General features: G+C 43.0%; 28 protein-coding genes and 1 pseudogene. 20 read left to right on the forward strand and 9 right to left on the reverse strand.

Annotation, left to right across the window (positions count from 1 at the left end; all coding sequences use genetic code 11):
• The first annotated feature begins 7 nt into the window (after positions 1-7).
• From ODU41_RS09720 to ODU41_RS09730, 3 genes are read left to right on the forward strand one after another with little or no spacing between them, the layout of a single operon-like run.
• Positions 8-1,135: an N-acetyldiaminopimelate deacetylase gene (locus ODU41_RS09720; RefSeq protein WP_172005297.1), complete on the forward strand. Its 1,128-nt coding sequence runs from the start codon at positions 8-10 to the stop codon at positions 1,133-1,135.
• A 41-nt stretch (positions 1,136-1,176) separates the two neighbouring features.
• Positions 1,177-1,719, forward strand: a complete 543-nt coding sequence (locus ODU41_RS09725) for a 5-formyltetrahydrofolate cyclo-ligase (protein ID WP_208546195.1) — start codon at positions 1,177-1,179, stop codon at positions 1,717-1,719.
• A complete protein-coding gene (locus ODU41_RS09730) occupies positions 1,703-2,380 on the forward strand; it encodes a rhomboid family intramembrane serine protease (RefSeq protein WP_208546194.1) in 678 nt (225 codons plus the stop codon). Before ODU41_RS09725 ends, ODU41_RS09730 begins: the two co-directional genes overlap by 17 nt.
• Before the next feature lie 18 nt (positions 2,381-2,398).
• Here the strand turns inward: ODU41_RS09730 and galU are convergent, their stop codons facing one another.
• Together galU and ODU41_RS09740 are read right to left on the reverse strand one after the other, a co-directional pair.
• Positions 2,399-3,298: a UTP--glucose-1-phosphate uridylyltransferase GalU gene (galU, locus tag ODU41_RS09735; RefSeq protein ID WP_004298345.1), complete on the reverse strand. Its 900-nt coding sequence runs from the start codon at positions 3,296-3,298 to the stop codon at positions 2,399-2,401.
• A gap of 45 nt (positions 3,299-3,343) precedes the next feature.
• Entirely contained in the window at positions 3,344-4,360 is a 1,017-nt protein-coding gene (locus tag ODU41_RS09740) for an NAD(P)H-dependent glycerol-3-phosphate dehydrogenase (protein WP_014638751.1), read from the reverse strand.
• Positions 4,361-4,581: 221 nt separating this feature from the next.
• On the opposite strand from ODU41_RS09740, the gene ODU41_RS09745 reads away from it, so the two are divergent.
• From ODU41_RS09745 to ODU41_RS09755, 3 genes are all read left to right on the forward strand, one after another.
• Positions 4,582-5,031: a MarR family winged helix-turn-helix transcriptional regulator gene (locus ODU41_RS09745; RefSeq protein ID WP_024407658.1), complete on the forward strand. Its 450-nt coding sequence runs from the start codon at positions 4,582-4,584 to the stop codon at positions 5,029-5,031.
• Complete coding sequence (locus ODU41_RS09750; RefSeq protein ID WP_398578961.1) at positions 5,024-6,733, forward strand: ABC transporter ATP-binding protein; 1,710 nt, start codon at positions 5,024-5,026, stop codon at positions 6,731-6,733. Before ODU41_RS09745 ends, ODU41_RS09750 begins: the two co-directional genes overlap by 8 nt.
• Positions 6,734-6,872: 139 nt before the next feature.
• Positions 6,873-8,657 (forward strand): ABC transporter ATP-binding protein, encoded by a 1,785-nt coding sequence (locus ODU41_RS09755; RefSeq protein ID WP_398578962.1) that lies wholly within the window; start codon positions 6,873-6,875, stop codon positions 8,655-8,657.
• Between the two features lie 82 nt (positions 8,658-8,739).
• On the opposite strand, the gene ODU41_RS09760 is transcribed toward ODU41_RS09755, so the two are convergent.
• The 3 genes and pseudogenes from ODU41_RS09760 to ODU41_RS09770 form a co-directional block, all read right to left on the reverse strand.
• The gene (locus ODU41_RS09760) at positions 8,740-9,534 is read right to left on the reverse strand and encodes a formate/nitrite transporter family protein (RefSeq protein ID WP_318797639.1); all 795 of its coding nucleotides are present in this window, start codon (positions 9,532-9,534) and stop codon (positions 8,740-8,742) included.
• Positions 9,535-9,616: 82 nt separating this feature from the next.
• Positions 9,617-10,852, reverse strand: coding sequence for an NAD(P)H-dependent oxidoreductase (locus ODU41_RS09765; protein WP_024384179.1), 1,236 nt, complete (start codon positions 10,850-10,852; stop codon positions 9,617-9,619).
• A 15-nt stretch (positions 10,853-10,867) separates the two neighbouring features.
• A pseudogene (locus tag ODU41_RS09770) lies at positions 10,868-11,470 on the reverse strand (NADPH-dependent FMN reductase).
• 127 nt (positions 11,471-11,597) lie between these two features.
• Between ODU41_RS09770 and ODU41_RS09775 the strand changes: the two are divergent.
• Positions 11,598-11,957, forward strand: coding sequence for a YbaN family protein (locus ODU41_RS09775; protein ID WP_024384177.1), 360 nt, complete (start codon positions 11,598-11,600; stop codon positions 11,955-11,957).
• On the opposite strand, the gene ODU41_RS09780 is transcribed toward ODU41_RS09775, so the two are convergent.
• From ODU41_RS09780 to ODU41_RS09795, 4 genes are all read right to left on the reverse strand, one after another.
• Complete coding sequence (locus tag ODU41_RS09780) at positions 11,941-12,066, reverse strand: hypothetical protein (RefSeq protein ID WP_260619270.1); 126 nt, start codon at positions 12,064-12,066, stop codon at positions 11,941-11,943. The two genes, ODU41_RS09775 and ODU41_RS09780, sit on opposite strands and share 17 nt — an antisense overlap.
• 235 nt (positions 12,067-12,301) lie before the next feature.
• Complete coding sequence (locus tag ODU41_RS09785) at positions 12,302-12,931, reverse strand: ABC transporter ATP-binding protein (RefSeq protein ID WP_014638747.1); 630 nt, start codon at positions 12,929-12,931, stop codon at positions 12,302-12,304.
• Complete coding sequence (locus tag ODU41_RS09790) at positions 12,928-15,036, reverse strand: amino acid ABC transporter permease (RefSeq protein WP_105119786.1); 2,109 nt, start codon at positions 15,034-15,036, stop codon at positions 12,928-12,930. Before ODU41_RS09790 ends, ODU41_RS09785 begins: the two co-directional genes overlap by 4 nt.
• Positions 15,037-15,241: 205 nt before the next feature.
• On the reverse strand, positions 15,242-15,526 hold the full coding sequence (locus ODU41_RS09795; protein ID WP_105119785.1) for a lactococcin 972 family bacteriocin: 285 nt from the start codon (positions 15,524-15,526) through the stop codon (positions 15,242-15,244).
• Positions 15,527-15,809: 283 nt separating this feature from the next.
• Between ODU41_RS09795 and ODU41_RS09800 the strand changes: the two genes are divergently transcribed.
• From ODU41_RS09800 to tnpA, 13 genes are all read left to right on the forward strand, one after another.
• Positions 15,810-16,679 (forward strand): helix-turn-helix domain-containing protein, encoded by an 870-nt coding sequence (locus ODU41_RS09800; RefSeq protein WP_258533540.1) that lies wholly within the window; start codon positions 15,810-15,812, stop codon positions 16,677-16,679.
• 94 nt (positions 16,680-16,773) lie between these two features.
• On the forward strand, positions 16,774-17,310 hold the full coding sequence (locus ODU41_RS09805) for a hypothetical protein (protein ID WP_114866928.1): 537 nt from the start codon (positions 16,774-16,776) through the stop codon (positions 17,308-17,310).
• An 18-nt stretch (positions 17,311-17,328) separates the two neighbouring features.
• Positions 17,329-18,315 carry a virulence RhuM family protein gene (locus ODU41_RS09810; protein ID WP_024384172.1) on the forward strand — a complete coding sequence of 329 codons (987 nt, stop codon included), beginning with the start codon at positions 17,329-17,331 and terminating at the stop codon, positions 18,313-18,315.
• 18 nt (positions 18,316-18,333) lie between these two features.
• Positions 18,334-18,777, forward strand: a complete 444-nt coding sequence (locus tag ODU41_RS09815) for a dUTP diphosphatase (RefSeq protein ID WP_002939955.1) — start codon at positions 18,334-18,336, stop codon at positions 18,775-18,777.
• Between the two features lie 6 nt (positions 18,778-18,783).
• Positions 18,784-19,317, forward strand: a complete 534-nt coding sequence (locus ODU41_RS09820) for a histidine phosphatase family protein (RefSeq protein WP_044674700.1) — start codon at positions 18,784-18,786, stop codon at positions 19,315-19,317.
• Positions 19,318-19,323: 6 nt separating this feature from the next.
• Positions 19,324-20,691, forward strand: a complete 1,368-nt coding sequence (gene radA / locus ODU41_RS09825) for a DNA repair protein RadA (protein ID WP_024404944.1) — start codon at positions 19,324-19,326, stop codon at positions 20,689-20,691.
• 123 nt (positions 20,692-20,814) lie between these two features.
• Positions 20,815-21,309 (forward strand): carbonic anhydrase, encoded by a 495-nt coding sequence (locus tag ODU41_RS09830; RefSeq protein WP_014638738.1) that lies wholly within the window; start codon positions 20,815-20,817, stop codon positions 21,307-21,309.
• Between the two features lie 207 nt (positions 21,310-21,516).
• Positions 21,517-22,275: a TIGR00266 family protein gene (locus ODU41_RS09835; protein WP_013730631.1), complete on the forward strand. Its 759-nt coding sequence runs from the start codon at positions 21,517-21,519 to the stop codon at positions 22,273-22,275.
• 177 nt (positions 22,276-22,452) lie between these two features.
• Positions 22,453-22,899 (forward strand): LytTR family DNA-binding domain-containing protein, encoded by a 447-nt coding sequence (locus ODU41_RS09840; protein WP_074391216.1) that lies wholly within the window; start codon positions 22,453-22,455, stop codon positions 22,897-22,899.
• A 4-nt stretch (positions 22,900-22,903) separates the two neighbouring features.
• A complete protein-coding gene (locus ODU41_RS09845; protein WP_398578965.1) occupies positions 22,904-23,563 on the forward strand; it encodes a LiaF transmembrane domain-containing protein in 660 nt (219 codons plus the stop codon).
• 91 nt (positions 23,564-23,654) lie between these two features.
• Positions 23,655-24,935, forward strand: coding sequence for an MFS transporter (locus ODU41_RS09850; protein WP_398578966.1), 1,281 nt, complete (start codon positions 23,655-23,657; stop codon positions 24,933-24,935).
• Between the two features lie 71 nt (positions 24,936-25,006).
• The gene (gene gltX / locus ODU41_RS09855; RefSeq protein ID WP_044772042.1) at positions 25,007-26,461 is read left to right on the forward strand and encodes a glutamate--tRNA ligase; all 1,455 of its coding nucleotides are present in this window, start codon (positions 25,007-25,009) and stop codon (positions 26,459-26,461) included.
• A gap of 180 nt (positions 26,462-26,641) precedes the next feature.
• On the forward strand, positions 26,642-26,993 hold a 352-nt coding region (tnpA, locus tag ODU41_RS09860; protein ID WP_398578967.1), incomplete at its 3' end, for an IS200/IS605 family transposase.

Below are 26,993 nucleotides of genomic sequence, written 5' to 3' on the forward strand. Positions count from 1 at the left end.
GGTAGCTATGCTAGATTTAATCGCGACACGCCGGTCCCTCCACCAGATTCCAGAGCTGGGCATGGAGGAGTTCAAGACCCACGCCTTTCTCATGGAAACTATTGAGAACTTGCTGGAAGATTGCTCTTTTGCCCAAGTCCGTACATGGAAGACAGGTATCCTGGTCTATCTGACAGGTTCTGCTCCTGAAAAGACCATTGGCTGGCGGGCAGATATTGACGGCCTGCCTATCGTGGAAGAAACGGACCTGGACTTCAAGTCCCTCCACCCAGACCGGATGCACGCTTGCGGACATGATTTCCACATGACCATTGCCCTGGGGCTTTTGGAGAAAATGGCAGAGCAGCAACCGAGAAATAATCTTCTCTTCTTGTTTCAGCCTGCGGAGGAAAATCTAGCAGGTGGTATGCTCATGTATGAAGCGGGTGCTTTTGGGGATTGGTTGCCAGATGAATTTTATGGGCTCCATGTCCGGCCAGACCTCAAAGTTGGTCAAATGGCCACCAACCGTGCGACCCTCTTTGCTGGGACCTGTGAAGTCAAGATACGGTTTACAGGAAAGGGTGGTCACGCAGCATTTCCCCATACCGCCAATGACGCTTTGGTTGCGGCCAGCTACTTTGTGACCCAGGTTCAGTCAGTGGTGAGTCGAAATGTCGACCCAATCGAGGGAGCTGTGGTGACCTTCGGCTCCATGCACGCGGGCACGACAAACAATGTCATTGCTGAAACGGCCTTTTTGCACGGGACCATTCGGGCCTTGACTCAGAACATGAGCCTCTTGGTGCAAAAACGGGTGCGGGAAGTGGCAGAAGGGATTGCCCTGTCCTTTGGAGTAGACTTGGAAATCGAGCTCAATCCAAGCGGTTATCTGCCTGTGGAGAACAATCCCCAGCTGGCTGACGAGCTCATGACCTACTTTGATGGTGTTGACGGAGTGGAGATGATTGACTGTCCACCTGCCATGACGGGAGAGGACTTCGGCTACCTGCTTAACAAGGTTCCGGGTGTTATGTTCTGGTTAGGTGTGGATACGCCTTATCCTCTCCACAATCCTCGCCTCAGTCCCAAAGAGGAAGTGCTTCCCTTTGCTGTGGATAAGTTGAGCGATTTTTTGAAAATGAAAGCAAACTAGACTGGGTTTTCCAGTCTTTTTCTGAAAGAAAAGGAGTTTCTGTGGATAAAAAAGAAATTCGGCAAGAGGTCTTGCAGAGTTTGAAAGACCTGACTAGTAGTCAGCGAGCAAGATGGAGTCAGCAACTAACAGAAAGGCTCCTTTCATCTGACACCTATAAGTGCTCAAAGTCGCTTGGGGCCTACCTTTCCATGCCCCATGAGTTTGACACTTCTTACCTAATTGAGCAGGCTCGAAAGGATGGCAAGCAGATTTTCATCCCTAAGACCTATTCACAAGGTCGTATGGATTTTGTAGAATATAATCCTGATGATTTGGTGAAATCTAGGTTTGGAGTTTGGGAACCTGGTACTTATTCACAACCTGTGGATAAATCTGTGGTTAAGTTGATCCATGTTCCTGGTTTAGCTTGGAATCAAGCGGGTTTTCGAGTGGGTTATGGAGGCGGTTTTTATGATCGCTACCTAGCAGATTATCAGGGGGAGACGGTATCGACCTTGGCAGATTTTCAAGTCTATGATTTTGAACCAGATGTATTTGATATTCCAGTAAAGGAGTTGTTGATTTTTGAAGAACTTTTTTGATAAGCGCTATCCTGTGACCAATGCCTTGTTGGCAGTCACGGCTCTTGTTTTTCTTTTGATACAAATATTTCGATTTGGGCAGACCACTACAGCCTATACGATTTTTGAATTCGGTGGTATGTACGGTCAAGTGGTGCGGTATGATCCGACTCAGTTGTGGCGCTTGATTTCTCCTATCTTTGTCCACATTGGTTGGGAACATTTTATCTTTAACAGCATTACCTTGCTTGGTTTGGGTTATCAATTAGAAGGACTGTTTGGGTCACGGCGCTTCTTTCTCCTCTATCTCTTGTCTGGGATAATGGGCAATCTTTTTGTTCTCTTCTTTACACCAGATGTAGTTGGTGCAGGTGCATCAACCTCTCTGTTTGGTCTTTTTGCAGCTATGGCACTTTTGAGGAAATTTAGTCGCAGCCCTTATCTACAGGTTCTCGGTCAACGTTATATGGTCCTTTTGGGATTGAACTTGGTCTTGGGACTTTTTAATCCAACCATTAGCATGGCAGGACATATTGGAGGAGCTATTGGTGGTTGTTTGGTCGTGATTTTCCTTCCCCCTCTTGTGGAAAAGGATCTCTTTACAGGAAAACAGATTTTTTTCAGCTTCATTTGCTATATGAGCTTGATCGTTTTTCTGCTAGGGGTATTCTATTTGATGTAAGAAAAAAACTAGCGATTGCTAGTTTTTCTTTGTATCTAATTTTTTACCAAGATCAATCAAGTATTGTTTCAAATCATCTTTTACTTGAGGGTGTTGGAGGGCGTAGTCGATAGAAGTTTTCATGAAACCGAACTTATCCCCAACATCGTAACGGTTGCCTTTGAATTCACGAGCGAAAACACGTTGCGTTTTGTTCAGAGTATCAATGGCATCTGTCAATTGAATCTCGTTCCCGGCACCTGGTTTTTGGTTTTCTAAAATCTCAAAGATTTCAGGAGTGAGTAAGTAGCGTCCGATAATAGCAAGGTCAGAAGGAGCATCTTCTGGTTTTGGTTTTTCCACAAAGGTTTCCACACTATAGAGACCGTTGACACCTTCACCTTGTGGAGCGATAACACCGTATGCAGAAACTTCTTCATGAGGAACAGGCATAACAGCAATGGTTGAAGCATGTGTTTTTTCATAGTCGTTCATGAGTTGCTTGGTCAATGGGACAGCTTTTGTATCTGTGATGTCCATCAAGTCATCACCCAGCATGACAACAAATGGCTCGTTCCCGACAAATGCTTTAGCTTGAAGAACGGCATCACCAAGTCCACGTGGATGGCTTTGACGAATGAAGTGTAGTCGAATGCCTGTTGTCTCATCAACCAGTTTCAACAAGTCATTTTTGCCTTTTTCTTTGAGGTTATATTCCAATTCAAAGTTTGAATCAAAGTGATCTTCGATAGAACGTTTTGATTTACCAGTGACCACCAAAATATCTTCAATACCTGAACGGAGGGCTTCTTCAACGATAAATTGGATGGTTGGCTTGTCAACGATTGGCAACATTTCCTTGGCAAGAGCCTTAGTAGCAGGCAAGAAACGTGTTCCCAAACCTGCAGCTGGGATAACAGCTTTTCTAACTTTTTTCATAAGTATGTAATCCTTTATAATTTATTTTTTTGTGTTTAATAAGAATCAATGCCATTCATTTTCATGGCGGAATTCACCCGTCATGATTTCTTTGATGGCATCTTCAATACCTGCACCTTGGTAGATGACCTTGTAGATGGCTTGGGTAATAGGCATGTAAACATCTAATTCTTGAGCCAACTCATAGGCTGCCTTAGTTGTTGAAATACCTTCAATCACCATTCCCATATTGCGTTCTACATCTTCGAGTTTTTCACCGCGACCGAGCTGATCTCCAGCTCTCCAGTTGCGGGAGTGGACAGATGTACCGGTAACAATCAAATCACCAACACCAGAAAGACCGCTGTAAGTCAGAGGATTTGCGCCCATAGCAACGCCTAGACGTGTGATTTCTGTCAAACCGCGAGCGATAATAGCTGCCTTGGCATTATCACCATAACCAAGTCCGTGTAAAGCGCCAGCGCCGACAGCAATAATATTTTTAAGGGCACCTGCTGTTTCTACACCGATGACATCATTATTTGTATAAAGTCGGAAGTAGTGGTTGCTGAAAAGATTTTGGACGTAGCTGGCTGTTTCCAAGTCTTTTGAAGCTGCAGAAATCAAGGTCAAATCACGGACGATAGTCTCTTCTGCATGACTTGGCCCTGAAACCACGACGATTTCAGAACGGAGTTCAGCAGGAATTTCTTCCTCCAGTACCTCAGACAAGCGCTTGTGACTATCAGGCTCTAAGCCTTTTGAAGCGTGCATGACAACTACCTTGTGTTTGAGAGCTTGTGCGACTTGCTTGGCAACTAGGCGTGTTACCTTGGTTGGCACAACGAAAAGAACCGCGTCAACACCGTCCAAGGCTTCAGTCAAATCCTTATATCCTTTGATGTTTTCATCTAGGATAACATCCTTGAAATAGCGCTTATTTGTATGTTCTTTATTGATTTCGTCGATTTGTTCGGGGACATTGCCCCAAATACGGACAGTATGACCGTTGTCGTTGAGAACTTGTCCTAGGGCGGTGCCCCATGAACCGGGTCCCAAGATGGCAATGGTTTGTTTGGTCATAAAAAATCCTTTCTAGTTGGTGTAATTTAGATATATTATACCATAATTGATACATAAAATCTTATATAAGTTATACAGTATATATATTATAGTTTTCGAGTAAGTAATGGTGCTGAAACAACAAAATATTTTCAGAAAAGAGCAAACGGAATAATTGACAATAGTTCCTAAGAGAACTATAATAGTTCTCATGGTAATTATTTTCGTAGAAAGGAGCTATTATGGGACATACTATTGCAGATTTTCGGAATCTATTAAATCAGATTGAACAAATCAGTGAAACCATTGCAAAGGAATATGATGTGGAGCACCTAGCTGGACCACAGGGATGGGCTCTACGTTTCATAGCAGAACGGTCTGAAGTTGAAACCTTTGTCAAAGACATTGAAGCGGAGTTAAAGATTTCCAAATCCGTTGCCAGCAATCTAGTTAAGCGAATGGAGAAAAATGACTTTATTCGGGTTTTACCTTCTCAGTTTGACAGACGCTACAAGCAGTTGGTCTTGACAGAGAAAGGTCGGAGCAAGATTTGTCACCTAAAATCCTTCCATGAGGAGATGCACCATTCTCTCTTTCGAGGTATTCAAAAGGAAGAATTTGATTTGATCAGACAGGTAGCCGATCAATTAAAAGATAATATTCAACACTATAAGGAGAAGAATCATGTTTAAAGAAGCCATTTTACGTTACAAATGGTATGCCTTGGCATCGGTCTTGTTGACGTCTATTGTTGTAGCAACGACCTTGATGCAACCTAGTTATTTACAGGATGTATTGACTGCTGTTTTGGCTAATGATAAGGATGAGATTGTCCGTGTCGGTAAGTTCCTCTTGCTGATTGCGGGAATTGGTCTCTTGGCTGGTCTGACCAATACAATCATGGCAGCTAAGATTTCTCAGGGAGTGTCTGCGGATATTCGTGAGAAGACCTTTCGGAAAATTCAGAGCTTTTCTTATGCCAATGTAGAGGAATTTAATGCAGGGAATTTGGTGGTTCGTATGACCAACGACGTCAACCAAATTCAGAACCTTGTCATGATGCTCTTTACGATCTTGATGCGGGTACCTCTGCTCTTTGTTGGTGCCTTTATCATGGCAGTGCGCACTTTGCCAGAACTTTGGTGGATTATCGTGCTCATGGTCATCATCATCATGGGAATCATGGCAGTCGTGATGGGCTTGATGGGACCGCGCTTTGGTAAATTCCAGTCCCTGATGGACAGGATGAACAGCATTGCAAAGGAAAATCTCCGTGGGATTCGTGTGGTTAAGTCCTTTGTACAGGAGAAGAATCAATACGCTAAATTTAAAGAAGTATCCAATGAGCTTTTGGATCTTAACCTCTTTATTGGTTATGGTTTTTCTATTTTGCAACCTTTGATGATGTTTATCTCCTACATGGCGATTTTTGTGTCGCTTTATCTCGTTTCAGGGATGTTAGACACTAATATCGAAGCAGTTGGGGGCTTTACTTCCTTTATGAGTTACCTCATGCAAATCATGTTTGCCATTATCATGGCTAGCTTTATGGGGATGCAGGCTTCACGTGCTGCTATTTCCATTAAACGTTTGAGTGAGGTTTTAGATACAGAGCCAGCGATGACCTTTAAAGAAGGTGCAAAAGAGGACTTGGATGGACGGATTGTCTTTGACAATGTCAGCTTCACCTATCCGCATGACACTGAGCCAACTTTGAAAAATATCTCCTTTGAGATTGAGTCGGGTCAGATGGTCGGAGTGGTCGGTGCAACGGGTGCTGGTAAATCAACACTAGCTCAGCTCATTCCGCGTTTGTTTGATCCACAGGAGGGGACTGTGTCAATTGGCGGTCGTGATTTGAAAGACATCAGTCAGGAAACCTTGAGAGATACAGTGTCTATCGTTTTGCAAAAAGCTATTCTCTTCTCAGGGACCATTGCGGACAATTTGCGTCAAGGTGCACCTGGTGCAGATTTGGAACGTTTGGAGCGGGCCGCAGGTATTGCCCAAGCCAAAGAATTTATCGACCGCTTGGATGATACCTATGAGAGCCAAGTAGAAGAACGTGGAAATAACTTTTCAGGTGGTCAGAAACAGCGGATGTCCATTGCGCGTGGGGTGATTAGTGATCCTAAAGTCTTGGTGCTAGATGATTCGACCTCAGCCCTGGATGCCAAGTCTGAGAAGCTGGTCCAAGAGGCCCTCAACCATGACTTGAAGGGGACAACGACGGTCATCGTTGCTCAGAAGATTTCTTCTGTTGTCAAAGCTGATAAGATCTTGGTTCTTGATGAGGGTCGCTTGATTGGTCAAGGAACACACGCAGAATTGGTAGCGACAAATGACGTCTACCGAGAAATTTACGAAACACAGAAAGGGAAGGAGGAAAACTAAGCAAGTGCAGTCTATATAGTACGATTGTATTTGAACTCGGTCGGAAAGCTTCGAAAAAAGATAAACCTCCTAGCGTTTCGGAACGCGGCGTTGGTTTCCTATTTTTCGGTCGCTTTCTGGGCGACCTTAGTATCATGTTATGAAAACACTTAGATTTTTCTGGTTTTATTTTAAACGCTATAAGCTGTCCTTTGCTGTGATTTTTATAGCCATTGTGACGGCGACTTATTTGCAGGTTAAGACACCTGTTTTCCTTGGAGATGCGATTGCAGAGATGGGGAAAATTGGGCAGGCTTATTTTGCTTCGGTGCAAATGGGTCAGTCAGATTTCAAGCCTGACCTAGCTGATTTTAATGGGGTTATGCTCAATCTCTTGTTGGCCTATGTGGCGACGGTGGTATCAACCTTGATTTATACTCTGCTCTTTACACGCATCGTTGCTCATTCAACCAACCGGATGCGAAAAGGTCTGTTTGGCAAGTTGGAACGCTTGACAGTTGCCTTCTTTGACAGCCACAAGGACGGGGATATTCTTTCTCGTTTTACCAGTGATTTGGACAATATCCAAAATGCTTTTAACCAGTCCTTGACTCAGGTAGTGACCAATATCGCTCTTTACATCGGTATGGTTATCATGATGTTCCGTCAGGATACTCGCTTGGCTTTGGTAACTATCGCATCTACGCCAGTTGCTTTGATTGCCCTAGTGATTATCATTCGCCTGTCACGGAAATATACTGATAAGCAACAGGCTGCCGTGTCTAAACTCAATGCCTACATGGATGAGAAGATTTCAGGACAAAAAGCGATTATTGTACAGGGTGTGCAGGAAGAGACTATTGATGGTTTCTTGGAGCTCAATGAAGAAGTTCGTCGTACAACTTTCAAGGGACGTTTGTTTGGTGGGATTCTCTTTCCATTTATGAACGGAATGAGCTTGGTTAATACTGCCATTGTTATCTTTGCAGGCTCCAGCATTGTCCTAAATGATAGCTCGCTGGAAACAGCTGCCGCACTTGGTCTGGTCGTGACTTTTGTTCAGTATTCGCAACAGTATTACCAGCCTATCATGCAGATTGCATCTAGCTGGGCAGAATTGCAGTTGGCTTTCACAGGTGCTCATCGTATCCAGGAAATGTTTGATGAGCCTGAGGAAGTTCGTCCGCAAAACGCTCCGCTATTTACCGAATTAAAAGAAGGTGTTGAAATTAAGGACATCGACTTTGGCTACCTGCCAGGTCAGAAGGTCTTGGACAAGGTATCCATTTCAGCTCCTAAGGGAAAAATGGTGGCGGTCGTTGGTCCGACGGGGTCTGGGAAGACTACCATTATGAACTTGATCAACCGCTTCTACGATGTCAATGGTGGTAGCGTGGCCTTTGACGGTCGCGATATTCGGGAATATGACCTGGATAGTTTGCGGGATAAGGTCGGTATTGTCTTGCAGGAGTCAGTCCTATTCTCTGGTACTATTGCGGACAATATCCGCTTTGGCGATGAGAGCATTTCGCAGGAAATGGTGGAAACCGCAGCTCGTGCCACCCATATCCACGACTTTATCATGAGCTTGCCAGAGGGCTATGAAACCTTTGTGACTGATGATGAGAATGTTTTCTCCACAGGTCAGAAACAGCTGATTTCTATTGCCCGTACGCTCTTGACAGATCCACAGGTCTTGATTTTGGACGAAGCAACGTCTAACGTCGATACCGTAACGGAAGCCAAAATTCAAAAGGCTATGGAGGCCATTATCGCAGGACGGACCAGCTTCGTCATTGCCCACCGCCTCAAAACCATTCTCAACGCGGATGAAATCATCGTCCTCAAAGACGGAAAAGTTATCGAACAAGGCAACCACAGCCAGCTCCTTAAACAGGGCGGCTTCTACGCTGAGCTCTACCACAACCAGTTTGTGTTTGAATAGTAAAAAATAACAGCCAAGATAAGCAGGCCACAATCCTTAAACTTTTAGGATGTGGTTTATCTTGGCTGTTTTTGTAGTATCATTACTGTTCAAGGTGGTTGGTTTTGGTCTGATTGAGCCAAGCATAAGCAATTCCAATAAAGAGGCCGGCTCCAATCCAATTTCCAAAGAAAACAACAATCCACTGACGAAGAATATTTACTATAGTAAAGGTATCTACATTAGTACGAGCAGCATTAAAGGCTAAGAGCATGAATGATGCGAAATTAGCAACTAAGTGTTCGTTGATAAGGAAAACAAACATAAAAATAGCAGATACAATAACAAAGAATTTGGCGGATTGTTCCTTGAGTAGCATATACCCAAGGATAGCCATATTCACAAACATATTGGCAGTAATTCCCTCAAAGAAGTTACTCCAGTCGGATTTTCCTAGTTTGATGGTGACAGCGTTGACAACAAAACTTTCGTTAGATAAGTTAAGGTAGGAGAAGGACTGATTGAAAAGCCAAGCCAGAATGGTAGCACCTACAAAGTTGAAGAAGGTGCAGTAAAGTAACATCAGCGTTACTTTTTTCCAAGTAATTTGCTTATAATAGGCACCAGTCGTTAGATACATCATATTAGATGTAGCCAATTCGCCACCAAAAATAAGAACAAAAATCAGTCCGATAGCAAAGATAAAGGTAAAAACAAAACGCGATAGACTTGGGAATTGACTGGAGATGACATCAGCTCCAATAATACCAACAGCTGTTGACATGGTCAAATAAGCTCCGGCATACATGGAGCGTAAGGCGTAGCGGCTTAGACTTTCATCAAAAAGGGATTCTTTTTTTGAAACTGCAACCGAAATTTTTTCTTGAAATGGGGACATGGGGCCTCCTTGTGACATAATCATCAAAAATTTATTGAAAAATATAGTGGAAAGGGAGCCCCTTCCCACTAGTTTTTATTTGTTAGTGAGCAGATGCACCAGAATTGGCATCTGTTGGTGTGGAAGCTGTATGGGTACTACCTGTATCTGAAGCGCCAGAGGTTGCATCAACATGGGCAGGAGATGCGGTGTTTCCTGCACCCCCCACCAAGCGTTGTCCAGTGGTTTCAAGATACCAATCTAACCATGGCTTAAAATTAAAGATAATTTCATTGATGCCAGCGTAGGACCCGTCAGGATAGTACATAGCTTGGTAGTTATGAGTATTGATAATTTCAGGTGGTGTGCCCGGGACGATTGTTCGAACGTACTCTTGGTTACCATTACGTAAGGTTCCAACAACCCATTCAACATTTTTCATACGAGCAGGTGGTAAAGTGCCGTGAACGGTTGACAAGCGGTTTCCTACTTGCTCTGGGACCCGCTTACCTAACATAGTATCAGGCTCTTGGTGGCTATTGTTGTAATAGAGGAACTGATTGTTATCATCTGCATAGGTCAACTCAAATGGCATGGCGTTGAGGAACATATTGAGTTGGTTAACTGTTAAAAGACCGTTATCTAATTTAACATACGTATCTCCCTCGACAGCGTTGACCAATTTAGAAGCCTTATCCAGCCAGTCTGGGTCATCTGGGTCCACACCTGTGATGGTCGTTGCGATTGGATGGGTACAGTCTAAATCTTCGGGTGCAATTGGCTTGGGTTGTTTCAATTTAGATACAACGCCGACATACTTGATAAAGTTGTCTAGACAGCTTTCCAAGAATTTCACAGTCCCTTCATTGATAATGTTCCCTTTATCATCAAAAGCTTCTTTCGCTTTACCAAGGAGGAATTCATTACCTGGTAACGTGTAGGCATTGACACCTGGAGCGTCCAAAATTTTTCTCAAGTGGACTTGAGCACGAGACGTTCCTTGGTCGTAGTAAGAAGCCCCGATAATCATAACTGGTTTATTTTCAAATGGATGTAAATTGAAACTGAGCCACTCTAGAGTACTCTTAAGAGCAGGTGTGATGGTGTGGTTGTGCTCAGGTGTAGCAATGATGACACCATCAGCACGTGTGATTTTGTTGTAAAGGTATTGGATCGCAAAACTATTAGACTGGTCTTCGTCCTGATTGAACATTGGGACATCTTTGATTTCCAAAAGCTCTAATTCAAATTTTACTTTAAAGTGGCGTTGAATAAATTGCAATAGCATGCGGTTATAAGATTGGTCTGCATTAGACCCGACAATTCCGACAAATTTCATGATTGTTCTCCTCTCTTACAAGTTTTCCCAGTCAAAGTTTTCAGCTTCTTTTTGAAGTAACTCTTTGGCGCTAGACAGTTTACTTGTCATCTTGACAAAGAGACGGAAGTCATCAAAGATGGCATCCAGTTTTTGACTGATTTCTAAATCAATGAGCTCACCGTTTGTATCAAAGGCTTTCATGGAATGAGATAGTAAGAACTCATCTGGTAAAACAGTAGCTTTGAGTTCAGGAGCATTGAGAATTTGGCGGAGTTGCAATTAAGCACGGGAAGAACCGAGCGTTCCGTAGGAGGCACCTGTAATCATAACCGGCTTGTTAAGCATAGGGTAGACTCCATATGATACCCAAGCTAGTGCATTCATAAGAACAGCGGGGATTGAGTGGTCATACTCAGGTGTTCCGATGATGACACCATCAGCACTTTCAATCTTTGCAACTAATTCTTTAACACTTTCTGGCAGTTCACGATTAGCCGGTTTATTGAAGACTGGAAGGTCCTTGATTTCAACCAATTCAATATCAGCCTTGTCTGCGAAATGCTGTTTGATGTACTGCAAGAGTTTGCGGTTGGTTGAGCGAGCGGAGTTGGTTCCGACAAGTCCTAGAAGTTTCATAGCATCTTCTCTCTTTTCTAAATGTAATATCCTTATCATACCAGTTTACAGGGTGGAAAGCAAGCGCTTTCCTGAAATATACAGAAAATGTTCAAAAAATCACGAACTCTTTTGGTATAATAGTATTATGAAAAAAATTGTTTATCTAGTAGCTGGTTTTGTTAGTCTTGCTATTGGCATGATTGGGATTGTTCTACCTATAATTCCAACAACGCCTCTTTTACTTTTGGCTGGATTTTGTTTTGCTAGAAGCTCTAAAAATTTTGAAAAATGGCTACGCAATACAAAAATTTATCAATTTTACGTAGCGGATTATGCTGAAACCAAAGCCATTTCCCGTAAACGGAAAAAACAAATTATCTGGCAAATCTACATACTCATGGGGATTTCCATTTGGTTGGCTCCTGTACTATTTGTCAAAATTGGACTTGGCTTGCTGACAGTCTTTATTACTTACTATCTTTTTTGGGTTATACCAGAGAAATAGATCCAGACTTGCGGATGAAATCATCGTCCTCAAAGACGGAAAAGTTATCGAGCAAGGCAACCACAGCCAGCTCCTTAAACTCAATGGCTTCTACGCCGAACTCTACCACAACCAGTTTGTGTTTGAATAGGGAAGATAGAAAAGGTCTGAAAACCAGATGAGCTGGTTTTCAGACCTTTTCTTGTTGTATCTAAATTGTTCTTGAATATGATAACCTCGGCAGAGTCAATGCCGTATTCGGGTCAGGCCATAGACGACCTGCTTCTGGGTGTGGAAGTACCTCACTTGTGAATGTAGGTTCTTAGCGGAAAGCTTATTCGCAAAGGGTGTAGAAACTATCTAAATCATAAACGAACAATCCGCTGACACTTATCGGCAATATATGGATCGTGTGTGACGATAATTACTGTTTTTCCACTATTATTCATTTCTATGAGAAATTGCAGGATTAAGTCCCTATTTTCCTGATCTAATGATCCCGTTGGCTCATCTGCCAAGATAAGATTGCTTGGTTTGAGTAGAGCACGAGCGATAGCAATTCGCTGTTGTTCTCCTCCAGACAGCTCGGAAATTTTTTGTTTTAGCGTGTTTGCTAGTCCGATTTTTTCTAGTATATTTTTTATGGACTCTTCCTTTTCCTTTTTTGATAATCTGGTATATTTTAATGCCATCAGGAGATTATACTCGACGCTTTCGTTCTCAATTAGAGCAAAATTTTGGAATAGATAGGAAATTTGTTCCCGAATTATTTTTTGAGATGTCCTAGTGTTTACAGGTACGTTTGAATGACCAAATAGGAGGTAATTTCCTTCGTATTCACCGTCAAGCAAGCCAATGATGTTTAGTAATGTTGTTTTTCCGCTACCACTTTTTCCAACAATTGCGACTAGTTCACCTTGTTCAATGTTGAGGGAAAAATCATGTAGGATATGTTTTTGACCAATCTTTTTAAAGATATGTTCTAAATGAATCATAGGTTCTCTCCTTTCAAGTATTGTACAAGATTTTTTTGCTCCATGCGCAGTGATGTAAATAGGAAAATACCCCCATCAGCAATGGCAAATAGTAAAAAAAGTGCAAGAGGAAATAGTGACTTACCAGCTATCAAAATAACTGGAAGAGGTAGCAAATATAGTAGAGTTAGTCCGATTAGAATAGGTTTGTAGCGGTCAAAAAGTGACCATCCTAAAAATTTCATAGTGATGATATGAGATTTTCTCCAAAGAAACATACTTTTTACAATAAAATAGGAAACAACAATGCTCAGTAAGCAGATAATCGCAAACAGGGTGACGAAGTTACGACTAGCGTCTCGGAAACTATCTACACGTCCTTGTTGAATAGATTTTATTGACGAGAACTTGAAATAGCTATCATCAGGTAATTTCTGAAGAATTTGTTCGATTTTTTGTTGATGTTGAGGGGAATTTGCAATTTTGATTGGGCTACTTAGTCCAGTATTTGATAGATGTGCTTTATCTTCCCACGACATATCATTGTCATTGACCAGGCTAATCATTGGATTAGTGAAATTGTTGGATAAGGTTTCATTGTATGGGAAGAATGTCCAGTCGCCGTCATAATAAATGTATTCAACATCTACCTCGCTGACTGTTTTTGCCACTTGTTCTTCATATTTCAGTGACAGAAAACCAATCAATTTTGCTAGATTTTTGTTAGACTCTTCATTCTCTTTCATTGATGCTGGAAAGAGTACAGTCAATTGTTTACTTGTATGTGGAATCGGAAATCCTATACTTTCTAGATAGGTTTTGTTGGCGTATAGAACAGGGATGTCATTAGCCAATGTTGAATGTTCAAATTCTTTAAGATGTGAGAAATTGCCAGGGTTTATGATACTAGAACGAATATAGTAAGTTGGAAGATTTTCTGTCAAATTCTTATATAAGGAGTAATAATATTGATGAGCTTTGTCGGAACCAGACAGGCTATCTTGCCAGAGTTGATTTCCTGATTTTACGGTTTCGAGTGTTAGGAAATCTCCCTGTTTTTCCCATTGTTCTTGATAGTTCAATTCTTGGTGTTCCTCATAAATGCTATTTCCGACACCAATCATCAATATAGTGATAAGAAGTGTGAGACAGCATTTGAAGAAATTATTGATATAGAATCCTGTTTTGAAGGAAACAAATCCTTTTATGATAGATGCGGCGTTAATGCGTTGGATAATTGTGATGACTAAAATGTTGATGAGTAGATAGACTTGAAGGAGGATAAAATGCGCTAACAGCATCATAGCTGTAAAACCTTGAGGCATGTAGTCAAAAAACAGAAACGGTAAACTATTTAGAATGATACTACCGATTCCCATGATTAGTATATTTTGTTTTACATAGCGATAGAAAATCTCTAAGTTACTGTATCCAAGTATTTTTTCAACGCCGATATGTTTGATATCTAAAATTGGTTGGTAAACAGAAGTTAATGAAAGGAGTAAAAATGCGATACAGCAGATGAGTGCTACTAGTAGCAAGTCTCTGTTTATTAATTCTACTGCTGTTTCAAAGGTTGGAGTCAATAGTGTAGAAGAATCAATATTGAAAAAATGACTTAATTCCTGTACGATTTCAGTGTCGTTTATGGATTTTGTTGATGTGACGGTATACTGACCATTTAGTGTATGGGATGTATCTTGAAAATAGTTTTTTAAAGTGATGAGCCGTATCGTCTTGGCCTGCAAAAATGTTGGGATATGCCCTAGTTTGTCGGAGGATTGTATATTTGTATAAGATCCACTTCCGTCTTCGTTAAAAGTAAGTTGCTGGATTCCAAAATCTTTATAAGGAAATGTCTCATGAGAAAAAACACCTGCTTTTATTACCTCGGTGTTGCTATCTGTTTTGACAATTGAAACGTCGTATTTATCAGCAATTTTTTCAAAAAAATGCAGTAAATCCTGTGAAGGAACGGCACTATCGCGTAAATAAAATTGAAATGAATAGTCAGTCGTTCCTAATTCACGTATACGATTGATTTCCTTTGTATAGTGTAGATTTACAACGATAAAACTGACACAACACAGAAGTAGAATCATACAGAAATGGTTTAGCCTTTTCATCTAAACACCTCCTTGTAAACATTTTCCGACCAGCACACCAATAGAGCTGGTCGGAAACTAACTATCTTTTTGAATTTGACTATCAGTCATTTAGCAATTGATGAGTAACAGTTGTTCCCGATTACCCTACTATCAAACATTTCTGAGCATGGTAATCGTTTTTCTCTTAATTTCATGGTCTGTGGAAAACTAATTTCAGTGCATATCAAAAACCATAGAAATATTCCATGCCAGTTGGTGGGATTTTGGTAATAGATGCTTTTGCCCAAATACCTGCGCCTTGGTGTTGACGGTTTTCATGTTGCCCATTTTTTACAGTAGCGGTATGAGAACGTGTTGGATGATGGTAGTTGGAATACCCGTAGGTTCCTGTCCATCCAACTCCATAATGCCATTCACCACCATCGACAAAATCTGCAAAGGCGACTGTGGATACCATTAAACTACAAGCAATTCCCAAGGCAAAACCTAATTTAGCAAACTTTTTCATGATAATTTTCCTTAGTTTCCAGTCATTTTCCTCCTTTCCAGAGTGGTGAGATGGTGGTATCTTATTTATTTGTTGATAATTGGTAACGGCCATGACCACCAGCCACCGCCTAGGAGGTGTGGAACCATGAGGATTGCTAGGTAAGCTAAAAGCAAGAGATAGTTTTTCCAAGTTTTCATAAGAGGACCTCCTATCATTTTGTTTGTTTTTATTTACTATTATGGTATCATGTAGTAAATGTGATTGATGAAAACGCAAACATTTCTCACAGTTTTAGGAGGTTATGATGAGGTGGGATTTTGGAACAGTCTTAAAAGAGATTCGCAAATCAAAAGGGCTTAGCCAGCAGGAAGTTTGTGGGAAGGCTTTGTCACGGACAACCCTATCAAAAATTGAAAACAACAAAGAATACCCGACCATTGCTCACTTTTCCCATATTCTTCGTCAGTTGGATATGACCTTTGCAGAGTTTGACTATATCTGCCATGCCTATCAGCCTTCGGAGCGTTCTTCTATCATCCATCGCTTTGAAAATCTGAGAGGACAATTTTTTTCTGAATCAGGCTGTCAGGATTTTTTGTACCAAGTAGAGCAGTATTTGAAGAGGCAAGAAGATATACGGGTTCAGCGGATAGAACAGCAATTACGTTTGTTGCTATCTATCCTTCAGGTAGGAGATGGGCAACAAACAAAGCAGCTAGCTCAGGAACTCTGGCAAGAGCTAGAAAAGTCAGATACTTGGTATCTGGCTGATTTTCGTAAGCTAAGTCTTATTCTTCCGATTTTTCCTGTAGTCCATTTGGAAAATTTTGTAGATAAAATTTTGCTTTCCTTGGACAAATATAAGAATTTCAGAGACATTCATGTTAGTCATTTGACTTTTCTCTATAACCTATCAACTGTCTTGTTGAGAAAAGAAAAGTATGGCTTGTGTCATCCTGTTATGGAGAGAGTTTATGCCATGGCTCAGGAAAGTATGCGGATTGATTATGTAGGCATGGCCAATGTCCGTATGGGCATCTTTCAACAGGATAGAGAGATGGTGGACAAGGGGCTTACCATTCTCCGAGCCGCAGACTTGCTAGAGATGGTTGAACAGTTGGAGCAAGAAGTCGAGAAGTATTGGGAGATTTTTGGCTCGGAAGAGGTTTGAACTGCTTGAGCTAGTTTATATTTGTAGCACCTGTAGGTCAGGTGTTTTTTTGCTGAAAATCGCAGCCTTTGATGAATTAGTGTATAATAGACCTATGAAAAGACTGAGCGTTCGAGTTGAATTATTTCCCCTAAAAAAAGAAGAAATCCTTGCCTACTTAGATGACAAGGGGATTTTGGTAAATGCCTATTTCAAGACCTACCTAGCTCATCCAACTTATCAAGAAGTGGTGGAGAAACAGAAGTGTTTAGTTGAGATTGTCAGTCTAGCTGATATGGGATTTGATCGGGAAGCAACTGCTCCTCAGATAGAGGAGAGAGCCGTGGAGATTGGTTATCAATTACCACCAGCTCATCTGGGAGTTTATCTTCGGCTGGCCTTGTTGAAACAGGAAGTTAGTCAAGATAATATTCTGTCCCAAGGAAAATCACCAGACGGAGCCATTTGCCTGCTATCGCCTCAGTTGGAAGAAGAATTCGCCTTCCCTCGCAGTGTCTATCTCCGTAAGGTTGACCAAGACTTGTGGCTACGTGCAGCCCGCTTTGATGACGAGTACGCCTTTCCCTTAACAACACTTTTTGCATTTGTGACGAAAAATGCGAATGAATTTGTAGTGGGGAGTGAGCCCTAAATAATTAAAGAGGCAAATATGAAGGAATTACAATTTTTAATTTACCGAGCAGAAAATGACCAAGAAAAGGCTAGTGTTATTGTCAGTGACGAGACGATTTGGGCCAGTCAAAAGGAAATGGCAAGACTATTTGATGTTGGTGTGCCAGCTATCAGCAAACATTTGAAAAATATTTTTGAAGAAGGCGAACTAGATGAGCATTCAGTTATTTCCAAAATGGAAACAACTGCAAGTGATGGTAAAAATTATCTAACTAGCTATTACAATCTCGATGCCATCATTTCCGTCGGTTATCGTGTCAATTCTCAAAAGGCTACTAAGTTTAGGCAGTGGGCAACAACTGTGCTTCGAGAATACATGATTAAAGGTTTTGCCATGGATGATGAGCGTTTGAAGCAAGGCGAAAACCTGTTGGAAAAAGATTATTTCCGTGAGCTCTTAGAACGAGTTCGTTCTATCCGTGCTAGTGAACGACGAATTTGGTTACAAATCACAGATATTTTTGCAGAGATTGCGATTGATTATGACGCTAATAGCTTGATGACTAAGCAATTCTATGCTCATGTGCAAAATAAATTTCATTATGCGATTACAGGTAAAACAGCTGCAGAAATTATTTATGAAAAGGCAGACCACACCAAAGCGAACATGGGGTTGGTAACCTGGAAGCACTCTCCTGACGGACGTATTTTGCAATCGGACGCTCTTGTGGCTAAAAATTATCTGAACGAAAAGGAAATTCGTTCGCTGGAACGTAGTATTTCGGGCTACTTTGACTATCTGGAGCGACAAATTGAACAAGGAAAAACTCAGACCATGCAAGATTTGGCAGATAGTATTGACCGATTTTTAGCCTTTCAAGATTATGAACTTTTAGAGGGGTATGGTCAAATTACAAGGCAGTCAGCCAAGGAGAAAGCTCGGTCAGAATATGCAATTTTTAATAAAACCCAAAAGATAAATTCTGATTTTGAAAAATTACTAGAAGATTTATCCTCAAAATAAGCATTCGAAAGGAAAAATATGAAAATCCGTGGATTCGAACTGGTCAGCCAGTTTACTGATGAAAACTTATTGCCAAAACGTGAGACGGCCCACGCAGCAGGCTACGACTTGAAGGCTGCAGAAACCGTCAGCTTAGAGCCAGGTGAGATTAAGCTGGTGCCGACGGGTGTCAAGGCCTATATGCAGGCCAACGAGGTCCTCTATCTCTACGACCGTTCGTCCAACCCTCGCAAGAAGGGGCTGGTCCTAATTAACTCGGTTGGGGTTATTGACGGCGACTACTACGGCAATCCAGCCAATGAAGGTCATATCTTTGCTCAGATGCGAAATATCACAGAGGAAACTGTCGTGGTGGAAGCTGGCGAGCGGATCGTACAGGCTGTTTTTGCACCCTTCCTCTTGGCTGACGGTGACCAGGCCGACGGCGTTCGGACGGGCGGCTTTGGCTCAACGGGTAAATAGACTACTATGCAGATTTTCTTTGTACGGCATTCCGATCCTGACTACAGTATGTTTGACCAGCATGACAACCCTCGGCTGTACGCAGGTTTTGGACGGGATCTGGCTCCCCTGACTGAAAAGGGAAGGGCTTTGGCCCAGGAAGTTGCCAGCAGTCCTGTTTTTGCTCAGGCTCAGGCGGTTATCGCTTCAAGCGTCACGCGGGCCTTGGAGACTGCAACGTACATTGCTCATGCCCAGCAACTACCTCTCCTGGTTGAGCCCTTTTTTCATGAGTGGCGACCAGACCTGACGGGGCAAAATGCCAGTCAAGATGAGGCTGTCTTAGCTCATCGATTATTTTTGGAAAATAGCGGAGCGGTACCCGAGTCTTCTCCTATTCGTTATGAGACTGCTGCGGAGATGAAAGAGCGATTTTTACAGGCTCTTGAAAAATACAAAGCCTATGACCGAATCGTTATCGTCTGTCACGGTATGCTGATACGCCAGTTTGTTCCCAAAGAAACCATAGCCTACTGCGAAATCCTAGAATACACTCTATAGGAGGAAATCATCATCGCTAAGAAAAAAACAACCTTTGTCTGTCAATCCTGCGAATACCATTCGCCCAAGTATCTGGGCCGTTGCCCCAACTGTGGCTCCTGGTCTAGCTTTGTCGAGGAAGTGGAAGTCGCTGAAGTCAAGAACGAGCGGGTCAGCCTGACAGGTGAGAAGACCCGTCCCATGAAACTCAATGAAGTTTCCTCCATTCAAGTGGCCCGCACCAAGACTAACATGGAAGAGTTCAACCGTGTCCTCGGTGGCGGTGTGGTCCCAGGCAGTCTAGTCCTGATTGGAGGCGATCCAGGAATCGGGAAATCCACCCTGCTTTTACAGGTATCTACCCAGCTTTCTACTATTGGCACGGTCCTCTATGTGTCGGGGGAAGAGTCTGCCCAGCAGATTAAGCTGCGGGCGGAGCGTCTGGGCGACATCGATAGCGAGTTCTATCTCTATGCGGAGACCAATATGCAGAGCATTCGGACCGAGATTGAGAAGATAAAACCAGATTTCCTGATTATCGACTCTATCCAGACCATTATGAGCCCTGACATTTCTAGCGTACAAGGCTCTGTCAGTCAGGTCCGTGAAGTAACCAATGAACTCATGCAGATTGCCAAGACCAACAACATCGCAACCTTTATCGTCGGGCACATGACCAAGGAAGGCACCCTGGCTGGACCGCGGACCCTGGAGCACATGGTGGACACCGTTCTCTATTTTGAGGGCGAGCGACAGCACACCTTCCGTATCTTGCGGGCGGTCAAAAACCGCTTTGGCTCCACCAACGAAATCGGCATTTTTGAAATGCAGTCGCAGGGTTTGGTCGAAGTCCTCAATCCTAGCGAGGTCTTTCTAGAAGAGCGTCTGGACGGGGCGACAGGCTCTGCTATTGTCGTGACCATGGAGGGCACCCGCCCTATCCTTGCAGAAGTGCAGGCCCTGGTGACGCCGACCATGTTTGGCAATGCCAAGCGGACCACGACAGGCTTGGACTTCAACCGTGCCAGCTTGATTATGGCGGTTTTGGAAAAACGGGCAGGCCTGCTCCTCCAAAACCAAGATGCCTACCTCAAATCAGCAGGTGGTGTCAAACTGGATGAGCCAGCTATTGACCTTGCGGTCGCAGTTGCCCTTGCCTCCAGTTACAAGGATAAGCCGACCAACCCACAAGAGTGCTTTATAGGCGAAATTGGTCTGACAGGTGAAATCCGCCGCGTCAATCGGATTGAACAACGGATTAACGAAGCCGCTAAATTGGGCTTTACCAAGGTCTATGCCCCCAAAAATTCTCTGACCGGTATCAAGGTGCCCAAGGAAATCACCGTTATCGGCGTGACCACCATTGGCGAAGTCTTGCAGAAAGTATTCAACTGATGAAATCATTCGGGAGTGACAGTTAGTCGCTCCTCTTTTTGCGACAAATAGTCGGGAATGTGATAAGCTAGGTCTAACCTATTTCTGAAAATTTCAGAAATTCTCATCAGACAAGGAGGTCCTATGTCTTATTTTCAAAACTTTATGAAGGCCAACAAGGCCTATGTTGACCTGCATGGTGATTACCATTTGCCTCTTCGTCCAAAGACCAAGGTGGCTATCGTGACCTGTATGGACTCACGGCTTCACGTGGCGCAGGCCTTGGGCTTGGCTCTGGGTGATGCCCATATCCTGCGGAATGCGGGTGGGCGCGTGACGGAGGACATGATTCGTTCGCTAGTCATTTCCCAGCAGCAGCTCGGCACAAGGGAAATCGTGGTGCTCCACCATACAGACTGCGGTGCCCAGACCTTTACCAACGAGGATTTTGCGGTCCAACTCAAGCGGGATCTGGGAGTGGATGTGGCTGGTCAGGACTTTCTTCCTTTTACAGACATTGAAGAAAGCGTGCGGGAGGATATTGCTCTCTTGAAACAATCTCCGCTCATACCTGACGACGTTGAAATTTCTGGTGCGGTTTATGATGTGGATACGGGTCGTATGACAGAAGTTATATAGGAATACTCAGGAAGTTCGGTTTTTCCTGTAAATTTTATCTGAATGGCCGAGAAATCCTTGACAAGTTTTTTTGAATGAGATAAAATTGTATTATCACAACAGAACAAAAGAGAGATAAATGATACTTGGTTTATTTTAGCTTGTTTTTGGTTTATTATAGCAATCCTGTGGTTAACAGGTACATTTCGTAAAAAATAGGAGGCAACTATGTCAGACAACCGCATGAAATACACTATCGACAGCAATATGCAATTTCCTTTAGTGGAAATTGCCTTGGAAGCTGGTGAATCAGCTTATATTCAACAAGGGAGCATGGTCTACCATACGCCGAGTGTGACCTTGAATACCAAGCTCAATGCGCGTGGTGGTTCAGGTTTTGGTAAATTGATGGGGGCCATCGGTCGGTCAATGGTATCAGGCGAATCTATGTTTATCACGCAAGCCATTTCCAATAGCGACGACGGAAAAATTGCACTTGCGCCTTCAACGCCAGGTCAGGTTATTGCCTTGGAACTGGGGGCAGAGCAATACCGCCTCAATGATGGTGCTTTCCTTGCCCTAGATGGTTCTGCCCAATATAAAATGGAACGCCAGAGTGTTGGGAAAGCTTTCTTTGGTGGTCAGGGTGGACTCTTTGTGATGACTACAGAGGGGCGCGGAACACTTTTGGCGAATGCGTTTGGTTCTATTAAGAAGCTAACTTTAGATGGTGGAAGTATCACCATTGACAATGCTCATGTGGTTGCGTGGAGTCGTGATTTGGACTACAATATCCATATGGAAAATGGTTTCCTCCAATCTATTGGTACAGGTGAAGGAATCGTTAATACCTTTACAGGTTATGGAGAAATCTATGTACAGAGCTTGAACATTGAAACCTTTGCTCAGGTCATTGGCAATCATATTGTCGGTGCAGGTGGTGACGGTGGTGGTGGAAGCACATCATTGCTGGATGCGATTTTTTAAGAAGAAAAACTCTGCAATTTTCAAAATCATATAATAAAAATAAGGTCCCTCGCGTAATGCAAGGGACTTTTCTTAGTTTATTTCTACCACTTACCTATCTAATTTTGCCACTTACTGAAATGCCCTTGTAATTGGATGTCGAACTGGTATAATAGAGCTATCAAAAAGGAGGGAGCTATGAAAGTTAGGGTTGAATTTGATGACAGCTTAGATCAGGTTGAAGTTGTTATCCGAACCAGTCAGCTGGGGCCAGAGATTGAACAGATTCAGCAAGCTTTGCAACAAGTTAGTCGTCCCTCGCTTGTTTTTTACAAGGGGAGCAGCGAGTATTTTCTGTCATTGGGTGACATACTTTTCTTTGAAACGGACGGAACCAAGATTTTTGCTCATACAAGCGATGATGCCTACGAGGTTAAGATGAAACTCTATGAACTTGAGGAGTATTTGCCTATCTACTTTTGTCGGGTAGCTAAGTCAACTATTGTCAATAGCAAGGTAGTTTATTCGCTAGATAAGTCCTTCTCAGGCACCAGTCGGATTTCCTTCTATAAGACTCACAAGGAAGTTCACGTGTCGCGACATTATTACCATTTATTAAAAGAAAAGTTACAGGAAATGAGGTAGGAAGATGAAACGTTTTATGATAGGTTGTTTAGTGATTGGATTAGCGGTCTTGGTATTGCTAAGGGATTCCTTAGGCTTACATCTGGCCATGCCGTTTTGGACAACTGTTTGGTTTGTTTTAACCTTTGTGACGGGTTTTCACCGTTTGGTGAAGCAGGATTGGCTTGCCAGTATCTTTTGTTTCGGTCTGGCTTTTATAGCGGTGAACTCAGTTTACGATTGGGTGAAGTTTGGGACTTGGAATATGGTTCTATCGCTTGTTCTTCTTTGCCTTGGCTTGAAACTGATGCTTAAGCCGAAGAAGCGTAGACTGGCTCATGGAGTTGGTACAGGAGTGATTGGCGATAAGGGGCGTGATACAGCTTTTGGTTCCTCGACTCGTTATATCCATGAGGAGAATTTTATTCATGATAGTGTGGATGTAGCCTTTGGAGCTAGCACAGTCTATTTTGATCAGGCGGTGATTCTGGGTGATAAGGCAGATTTTCATATCGATGCGGCCTTCTCAAATATCACACTCTATCTACCTGCTGACTGGCAAGCGGTTGTAAAGTTGGATAGCGCCATGTCAACAACTAACAACTACGCATCTGAGCCAAAAGAAAAGGTTCTCTTGGTGACGGGGGATATGGCATTTTCTACATTAAATATTTACTCTATGTAAAAGAATAATCGCAGAGGAAAGTCTATCCAGGCTCCTCTGTAAAATAAAAAGTCGGAATATTCTGGAAATTATTCAAAAGAAAGGGATTCTCATGAAAAAAATTTTGAAAAATGCTACTTACCTATGGGTACTGACTGCGGATATGTTGTCCAATTTTGGCGATGTGGTCTATTATCTAGCCTTGATGAACTATGTTTTACTGGTGCCCAACAGCCGTCTGGCTCTGGCAATCGTGACCTTCTCGGAAATCTTCCCTAGCTTTATGGGGCTCTTTACAGGCTATCTGGCAGATAAGACGGTCAACAAAATCAGCACTATCAAGCTGACCCTACTCTTTCGTGTTCTTCTATACCTCATCCTCGGATTCTGCATGGGCTTTGAGCCAGCCCTCTGGATTGTCGTGGTGGCTACAACTTTCAATGTCTTTGCAGACTTCGCTGGCTTTTATGAAAACGGCCTCTATACACCTCTGGGATTACGCGTAGCGCCCAAGGAAGAGCGGGAGCAGTACTCGGCCTTTCGCCAGACCGTGACCAGCCTCCTCAACATCGCCTTTCAGGCTCTCTCTGCCCTCTTGGTCGGCCTCCTCTCCTACCAAAACCTGGCCTTTCTCAACGCCGGCACCTTTTTAGCCTCCCTCCTCATCATGCAGCTGCTGACACCAGTCTTTCGCAAACTCCTGACGGAGCAGCCTTTGAAAATAGCAGAGCAGCCGATCCAGACTGAGCAAAAAACCAAGAGACCAGGCATTCTAGCTTCCTTCAAGCAAGCCATCGTGGAGCTGCGCAAGATACCCGAGTTCCGCCTGGTCCTGATTACCAATCCTCTTATCAACGCCTGTGGAGCGATTCTCTATCCTATTCTGGTCCTGCTGATTAGCGAAGACCCAGACCTCGTCTTCCTCAATGTTGAAACAACCCTTGCCCTGACCATTCTGATCTTCTTTATCGGACATATTCTGGGTTCGACCTTAGTCTTTACCCTTTTCAAAAAGACCAGCATGGTGACGCTGGAAGTGGCAGCCACCTTCTCTCTTCTTGGCGTGTTTGTCGGAATGTTGCTTCATCAACTGCCAATTATTTTCTTCTTCCTTACTACAATGGGAATTAGTTCTGGAGCTAGTGGACCTAAGTTTAACGCTAAGTTTGTCAATTCTATGCCAGAGGAGCAGTTGGCGACCATTGGCGGAGCGGTATCAACCTATTTTATGCTAGGTCAAGCCTTTACTCGACTGCTGGTATCAGGTTTGGTCTTGGTATTAGCCGTCGATCAGATTAGCGGACTTTTCCTAACGGCAACTGGCTTCTTGGTCCTCTATGTCCTCTACTGGCTGGCACGTAATCAAAAAACACCTCAAAATCAGTCTGCTTAGGCTGATTTTTCTATCTTCTTATTACGTTCTGTGCTATAATGTTCTTGATTGAAATTTTACAGGAGAGAAACATGACTAAACCAATTCGTGTGCGTTACGCACCAAGTCCAACGGGACTTTTGCATATCGGAAATGCCCGTACAGCATTGTTCAACTATCTTTTTGCCCGTCATCACGGCGGTACTTTCCTTATTCGTATCGAAGACACAGACCGCAAACGCCATGTGGAAGACGGCGAGCGTTCTCAGCTTGAAAACCTGCGTTGGTTGGGTATTGATTGGGATGAGAGTCCAGAAACTCATGAGCAATACCGTCAATCAGAGCGTTTGGATATTTACCAAAAGTATGTTGATCAGCTCTTGGCAGAAGGCAAGGCCTATAAGTCTTACGTGACAGAAGAAGAATTGGCGGCGGAGCGTGAGCGTCAGGAAGCTGCGGGCGAAACACCTCGCTACATCAACGAATACCTGGGTATGTCTGAAGATGAAAAAGCAGCCTACATCGCAGAGCGTGAGGCGGCTGGCATTGTCCCAACGGTTCGCTTAGCTGTCAACGAAACAGGTATCTACAAATGGAATGACATGGTTAAGGGCGAAATCGAGTTCGAAGGTGGCAACATCGGTGGTGACTGGGTTATCCAGAAACGTGACGGCTATCCAACCTACAACTTTGCCGTGGTGGTAGACGATCATCTCATGGAAATCTCGCACGTTATCCGTGGGGACGACCACATTGCCAATACACCCAAGCAACTCATGGTCTATGAAGCACTTGGTTGGGAAGCACCAGAATTTGGTCATATGACTTTGATTATCAACTCTGAGACTGGTAAAAAACTGTCCAAACGTGATACCAACACCCTTCAGTTTATCGAAGATTACCGTCGTAAAGGGTACATGCCTGAAGCTGTTTTCAACTTTATCGGTCTCTTGGGTTGGAACCCTGGTGGTGAAGAGGAAATCTTCTCTCGTGAGCAATTTATCCAACTCTTCGATGAAAATCGCCTCAGCAAATCACCAGCAGCATTTGACCAGAAGAAAATGGACTGGATGAGCAATGAGTACATCAAAAATGCTGATTTGGAAACTATTTTCAACCTTGCCAAACCATTCTTGGAAGAAGCGGGTCGCTTGACAGACAAGGCAGAAAAATTGGTGGAACTTTACAAGCCACAAATGTCATCTGCGGATGAAATCGTTCCGCTGACAGACCTTTTCTTCTCTGATTTCCCAGAATTGACTGATGAAGAAAAAGAAGTCATGGCAGGCGAAACGGTACCGACTGTCCTCAATGCCCTCAAGGAAAAATTGGAAGCCATGACGGACGAAGATTTCCAACCAGACAACATCTTCCCACAAATCAAGGCTGTTCAAAAAGAAACAGGCATCAAGGGCAAAAACCTCTTCATGCCAATCCGTATCGCCGTTTCAGGTGAAATGCACGGACCAGAGTTGCCAAATACCATTTACCTACTCGGCCGTGAAAAATCCATCCAGCATATTGATAATATGTTGAAGAGTTTGTAAGATAAATAATCCCCGCTGTCTCGTGACGGCGGGGATTTTGTTATGGCTTCGAGCCAGTTTTTCTCGTAGAGAAAAACAAGAAAACCACCAGCTATGCTGGTGGCTTACAAGGCTTTGAGCTTCCATTTCTTTTTCCTGATATAATCTAATTGTTCAGGTTAGATAAAGGAGGAAAAAGAAATGGCTAAAACCAGTTACAGTTTATCACATACCAAATGGATGTGCAAATATCACATAGTTTTCACACCTAAGTACCGTAGAAAATCCATTTACTACAAAATAAGGCAGGGCTTAATTGATATTTTCCGTCATCTATGTCGATACAAAGGCGTGGAAATTATTGAGGGACACATGCTGCCAGACCATGTTCATATGCTTGTCTTGATACCCCCAAAACTTTCGATTTCCGATTCTATGGGATATTTGAAAAGTAAAAGTGCTCTAATGATATTTGATAAACACGCTAATTTGAAATATAAGTATGGAAATCGAAAGTTTTGGGCTAGAGGCTACTATGTTAGTACCGTTGGGC

The sequence above is a fragment of the Streptococcus sp. 2022WUSS083 genome (assembly GCF_044427155.1).
In the GTDB taxonomy this organism is placed as follows: Bacteria; Bacillota; Bacilli; order Lactobacillales; family Streptococcaceae; genus Streptococcus; species Streptococcus hashimotonensis.

What these genes read in the sequence shown, in the direction of transcription:
- ODU41_RS09720 (WP_172005297.1), top strand. Translation starts at nt 8, where the DNA reads ATGCTAGATTTAATCGCGACACGCCGGTCCCTCCACCAGATTCCAGAG.
- galU (WP_004298345.1), bottom strand. Translation starts at nt 3,298, where the DNA reads ATGAAAAAAGTTAGAAAAGCTGTTATCCCAGCTGCAGGTTTGGGAACA.
- ODU41_RS09740 (WP_014638751.1), bottom strand. Translation starts at nt 4,360, where the DNA reads ATGACCAAACAAACCATTGCCATCTTGGGACCCGGTTCATGGGGCACC.
- ODU41_RS09745 (WP_024407658.1), top strand. Translation starts at nt 4,582, where the DNA reads ATGGGACATACTATTGCAGATTTTCGGAATCTATTAAATCAGATTGAA.
- ODU41_RS09750 (WP_398578961.1), top strand. Translation starts at nt 5,024, where the DNA reads ATGTTTAAAGAAGCCATTTTACGTTACAAATGGTATGCCTTGGCATCG.
- ODU41_RS09755 (WP_398578962.1), top strand. Translation starts at nt 6,873, where the DNA reads ATGAAAACACTTAGATTTTTCTGGTTTTATTTTAAACGCTATAAGCTG.
- ODU41_RS09760 (WP_318797639.1), bottom strand. Translation starts at nt 9,534, where the DNA reads ATGTCCCCATTTCAAGAAAAAATTTCGGTTGCAGTTTCAAAAAAAGAA.
- ODU41_RS09765 (WP_024384179.1), bottom strand. Translation starts at nt 10,852, where the DNA reads ATGAAATTTGTCGGAATTGTCGGGTCTAATGCAGACCAATCTTATAAC.
- ODU41_RS09775 (WP_024384177.1), top strand. Translation starts at nt 11,598, where the DNA reads ATGAAAAAAATTGTTTATCTAGTAGCTGGTTTTGTTAGTCTTGCTATT.
- ODU41_RS09785 (WP_014638747.1), bottom strand. Translation starts at nt 12,931, where the DNA reads ATGATTCATTTAGAACATATCTTTAAAAAGATTGGTCAAAAACATATC.
- ODU41_RS09790 (WP_105119786.1), bottom strand. Translation starts at nt 15,036, where the DNA reads ATGAAAAGGCTAAACCATTTCTGTATGATTCTACTTCTGTGTTGTGTC.
- ODU41_RS09795 (WP_105119785.1), bottom strand. Translation starts at nt 15,526, where the DNA reads ATGAAAAAGTTTGCTAAATTAGGTTTTGCCTTGGGAATTGCTTGTAGT.
- ODU41_RS09800 (WP_258533540.1), top strand. Translation starts at nt 15,810, where the DNA reads ATGATGAGGTGGGATTTTGGAACAGTCTTAAAAGAGATTCGCAAATCA.
- ODU41_RS09805 (WP_114866928.1), top strand. Translation starts at nt 16,774, where the DNA reads ATGAAAAGACTGAGCGTTCGAGTTGAATTATTTCCCCTAAAAAAAGAA.
- ODU41_RS09810 (WP_024384172.1), top strand. Translation starts at nt 17,329, where the DNA reads ATGAAGGAATTACAATTTTTAATTTACCGAGCAGAAAATGACCAAGAA.
- ODU41_RS09815 (WP_002939955.1), top strand. Translation starts at nt 18,334, where the DNA reads ATGAAAATCCGTGGATTCGAACTGGTCAGCCAGTTTACTGATGAAAAC.
- ODU41_RS09820 (WP_044674700.1), top strand. Translation starts at nt 18,784, where the DNA reads ATGCAGATTTTCTTTGTACGGCATTCCGATCCTGACTACAGTATGTTT.
- ODU41_RS09830 (WP_014638738.1), top strand. Translation starts at nt 20,815, where the DNA reads ATGTCTTATTTTCAAAACTTTATGAAGGCCAACAAGGCCTATGTTGAC.
- ODU41_RS09835 (WP_013730631.1), top strand. Translation starts at nt 21,517, where the DNA reads ATGTCAGACAACCGCATGAAATACACTATCGACAGCAATATGCAATTT.
- ODU41_RS09840 (WP_074391216.1), top strand. Translation starts at nt 22,453, where the DNA reads ATGAAAGTTAGGGTTGAATTTGATGACAGCTTAGATCAGGTTGAAGTT.
- ODU41_RS09845 (WP_398578965.1), top strand. Translation starts at nt 22,904, where the DNA reads ATGAAACGTTTTATGATAGGTTGTTTAGTGATTGGATTAGCGGTCTTG.
- ODU41_RS09850 (WP_398578966.1), top strand. Translation starts at nt 23,655, where the DNA reads ATGAAAAAAATTTTGAAAAATGCTACTTACCTATGGGTACTGACTGCG.
- gltX (WP_044772042.1), top strand. Translation starts at nt 25,007, where the DNA reads ATGACTAAACCAATTCGTGTGCGTTACGCACCAAGTCCAACGGGACTT.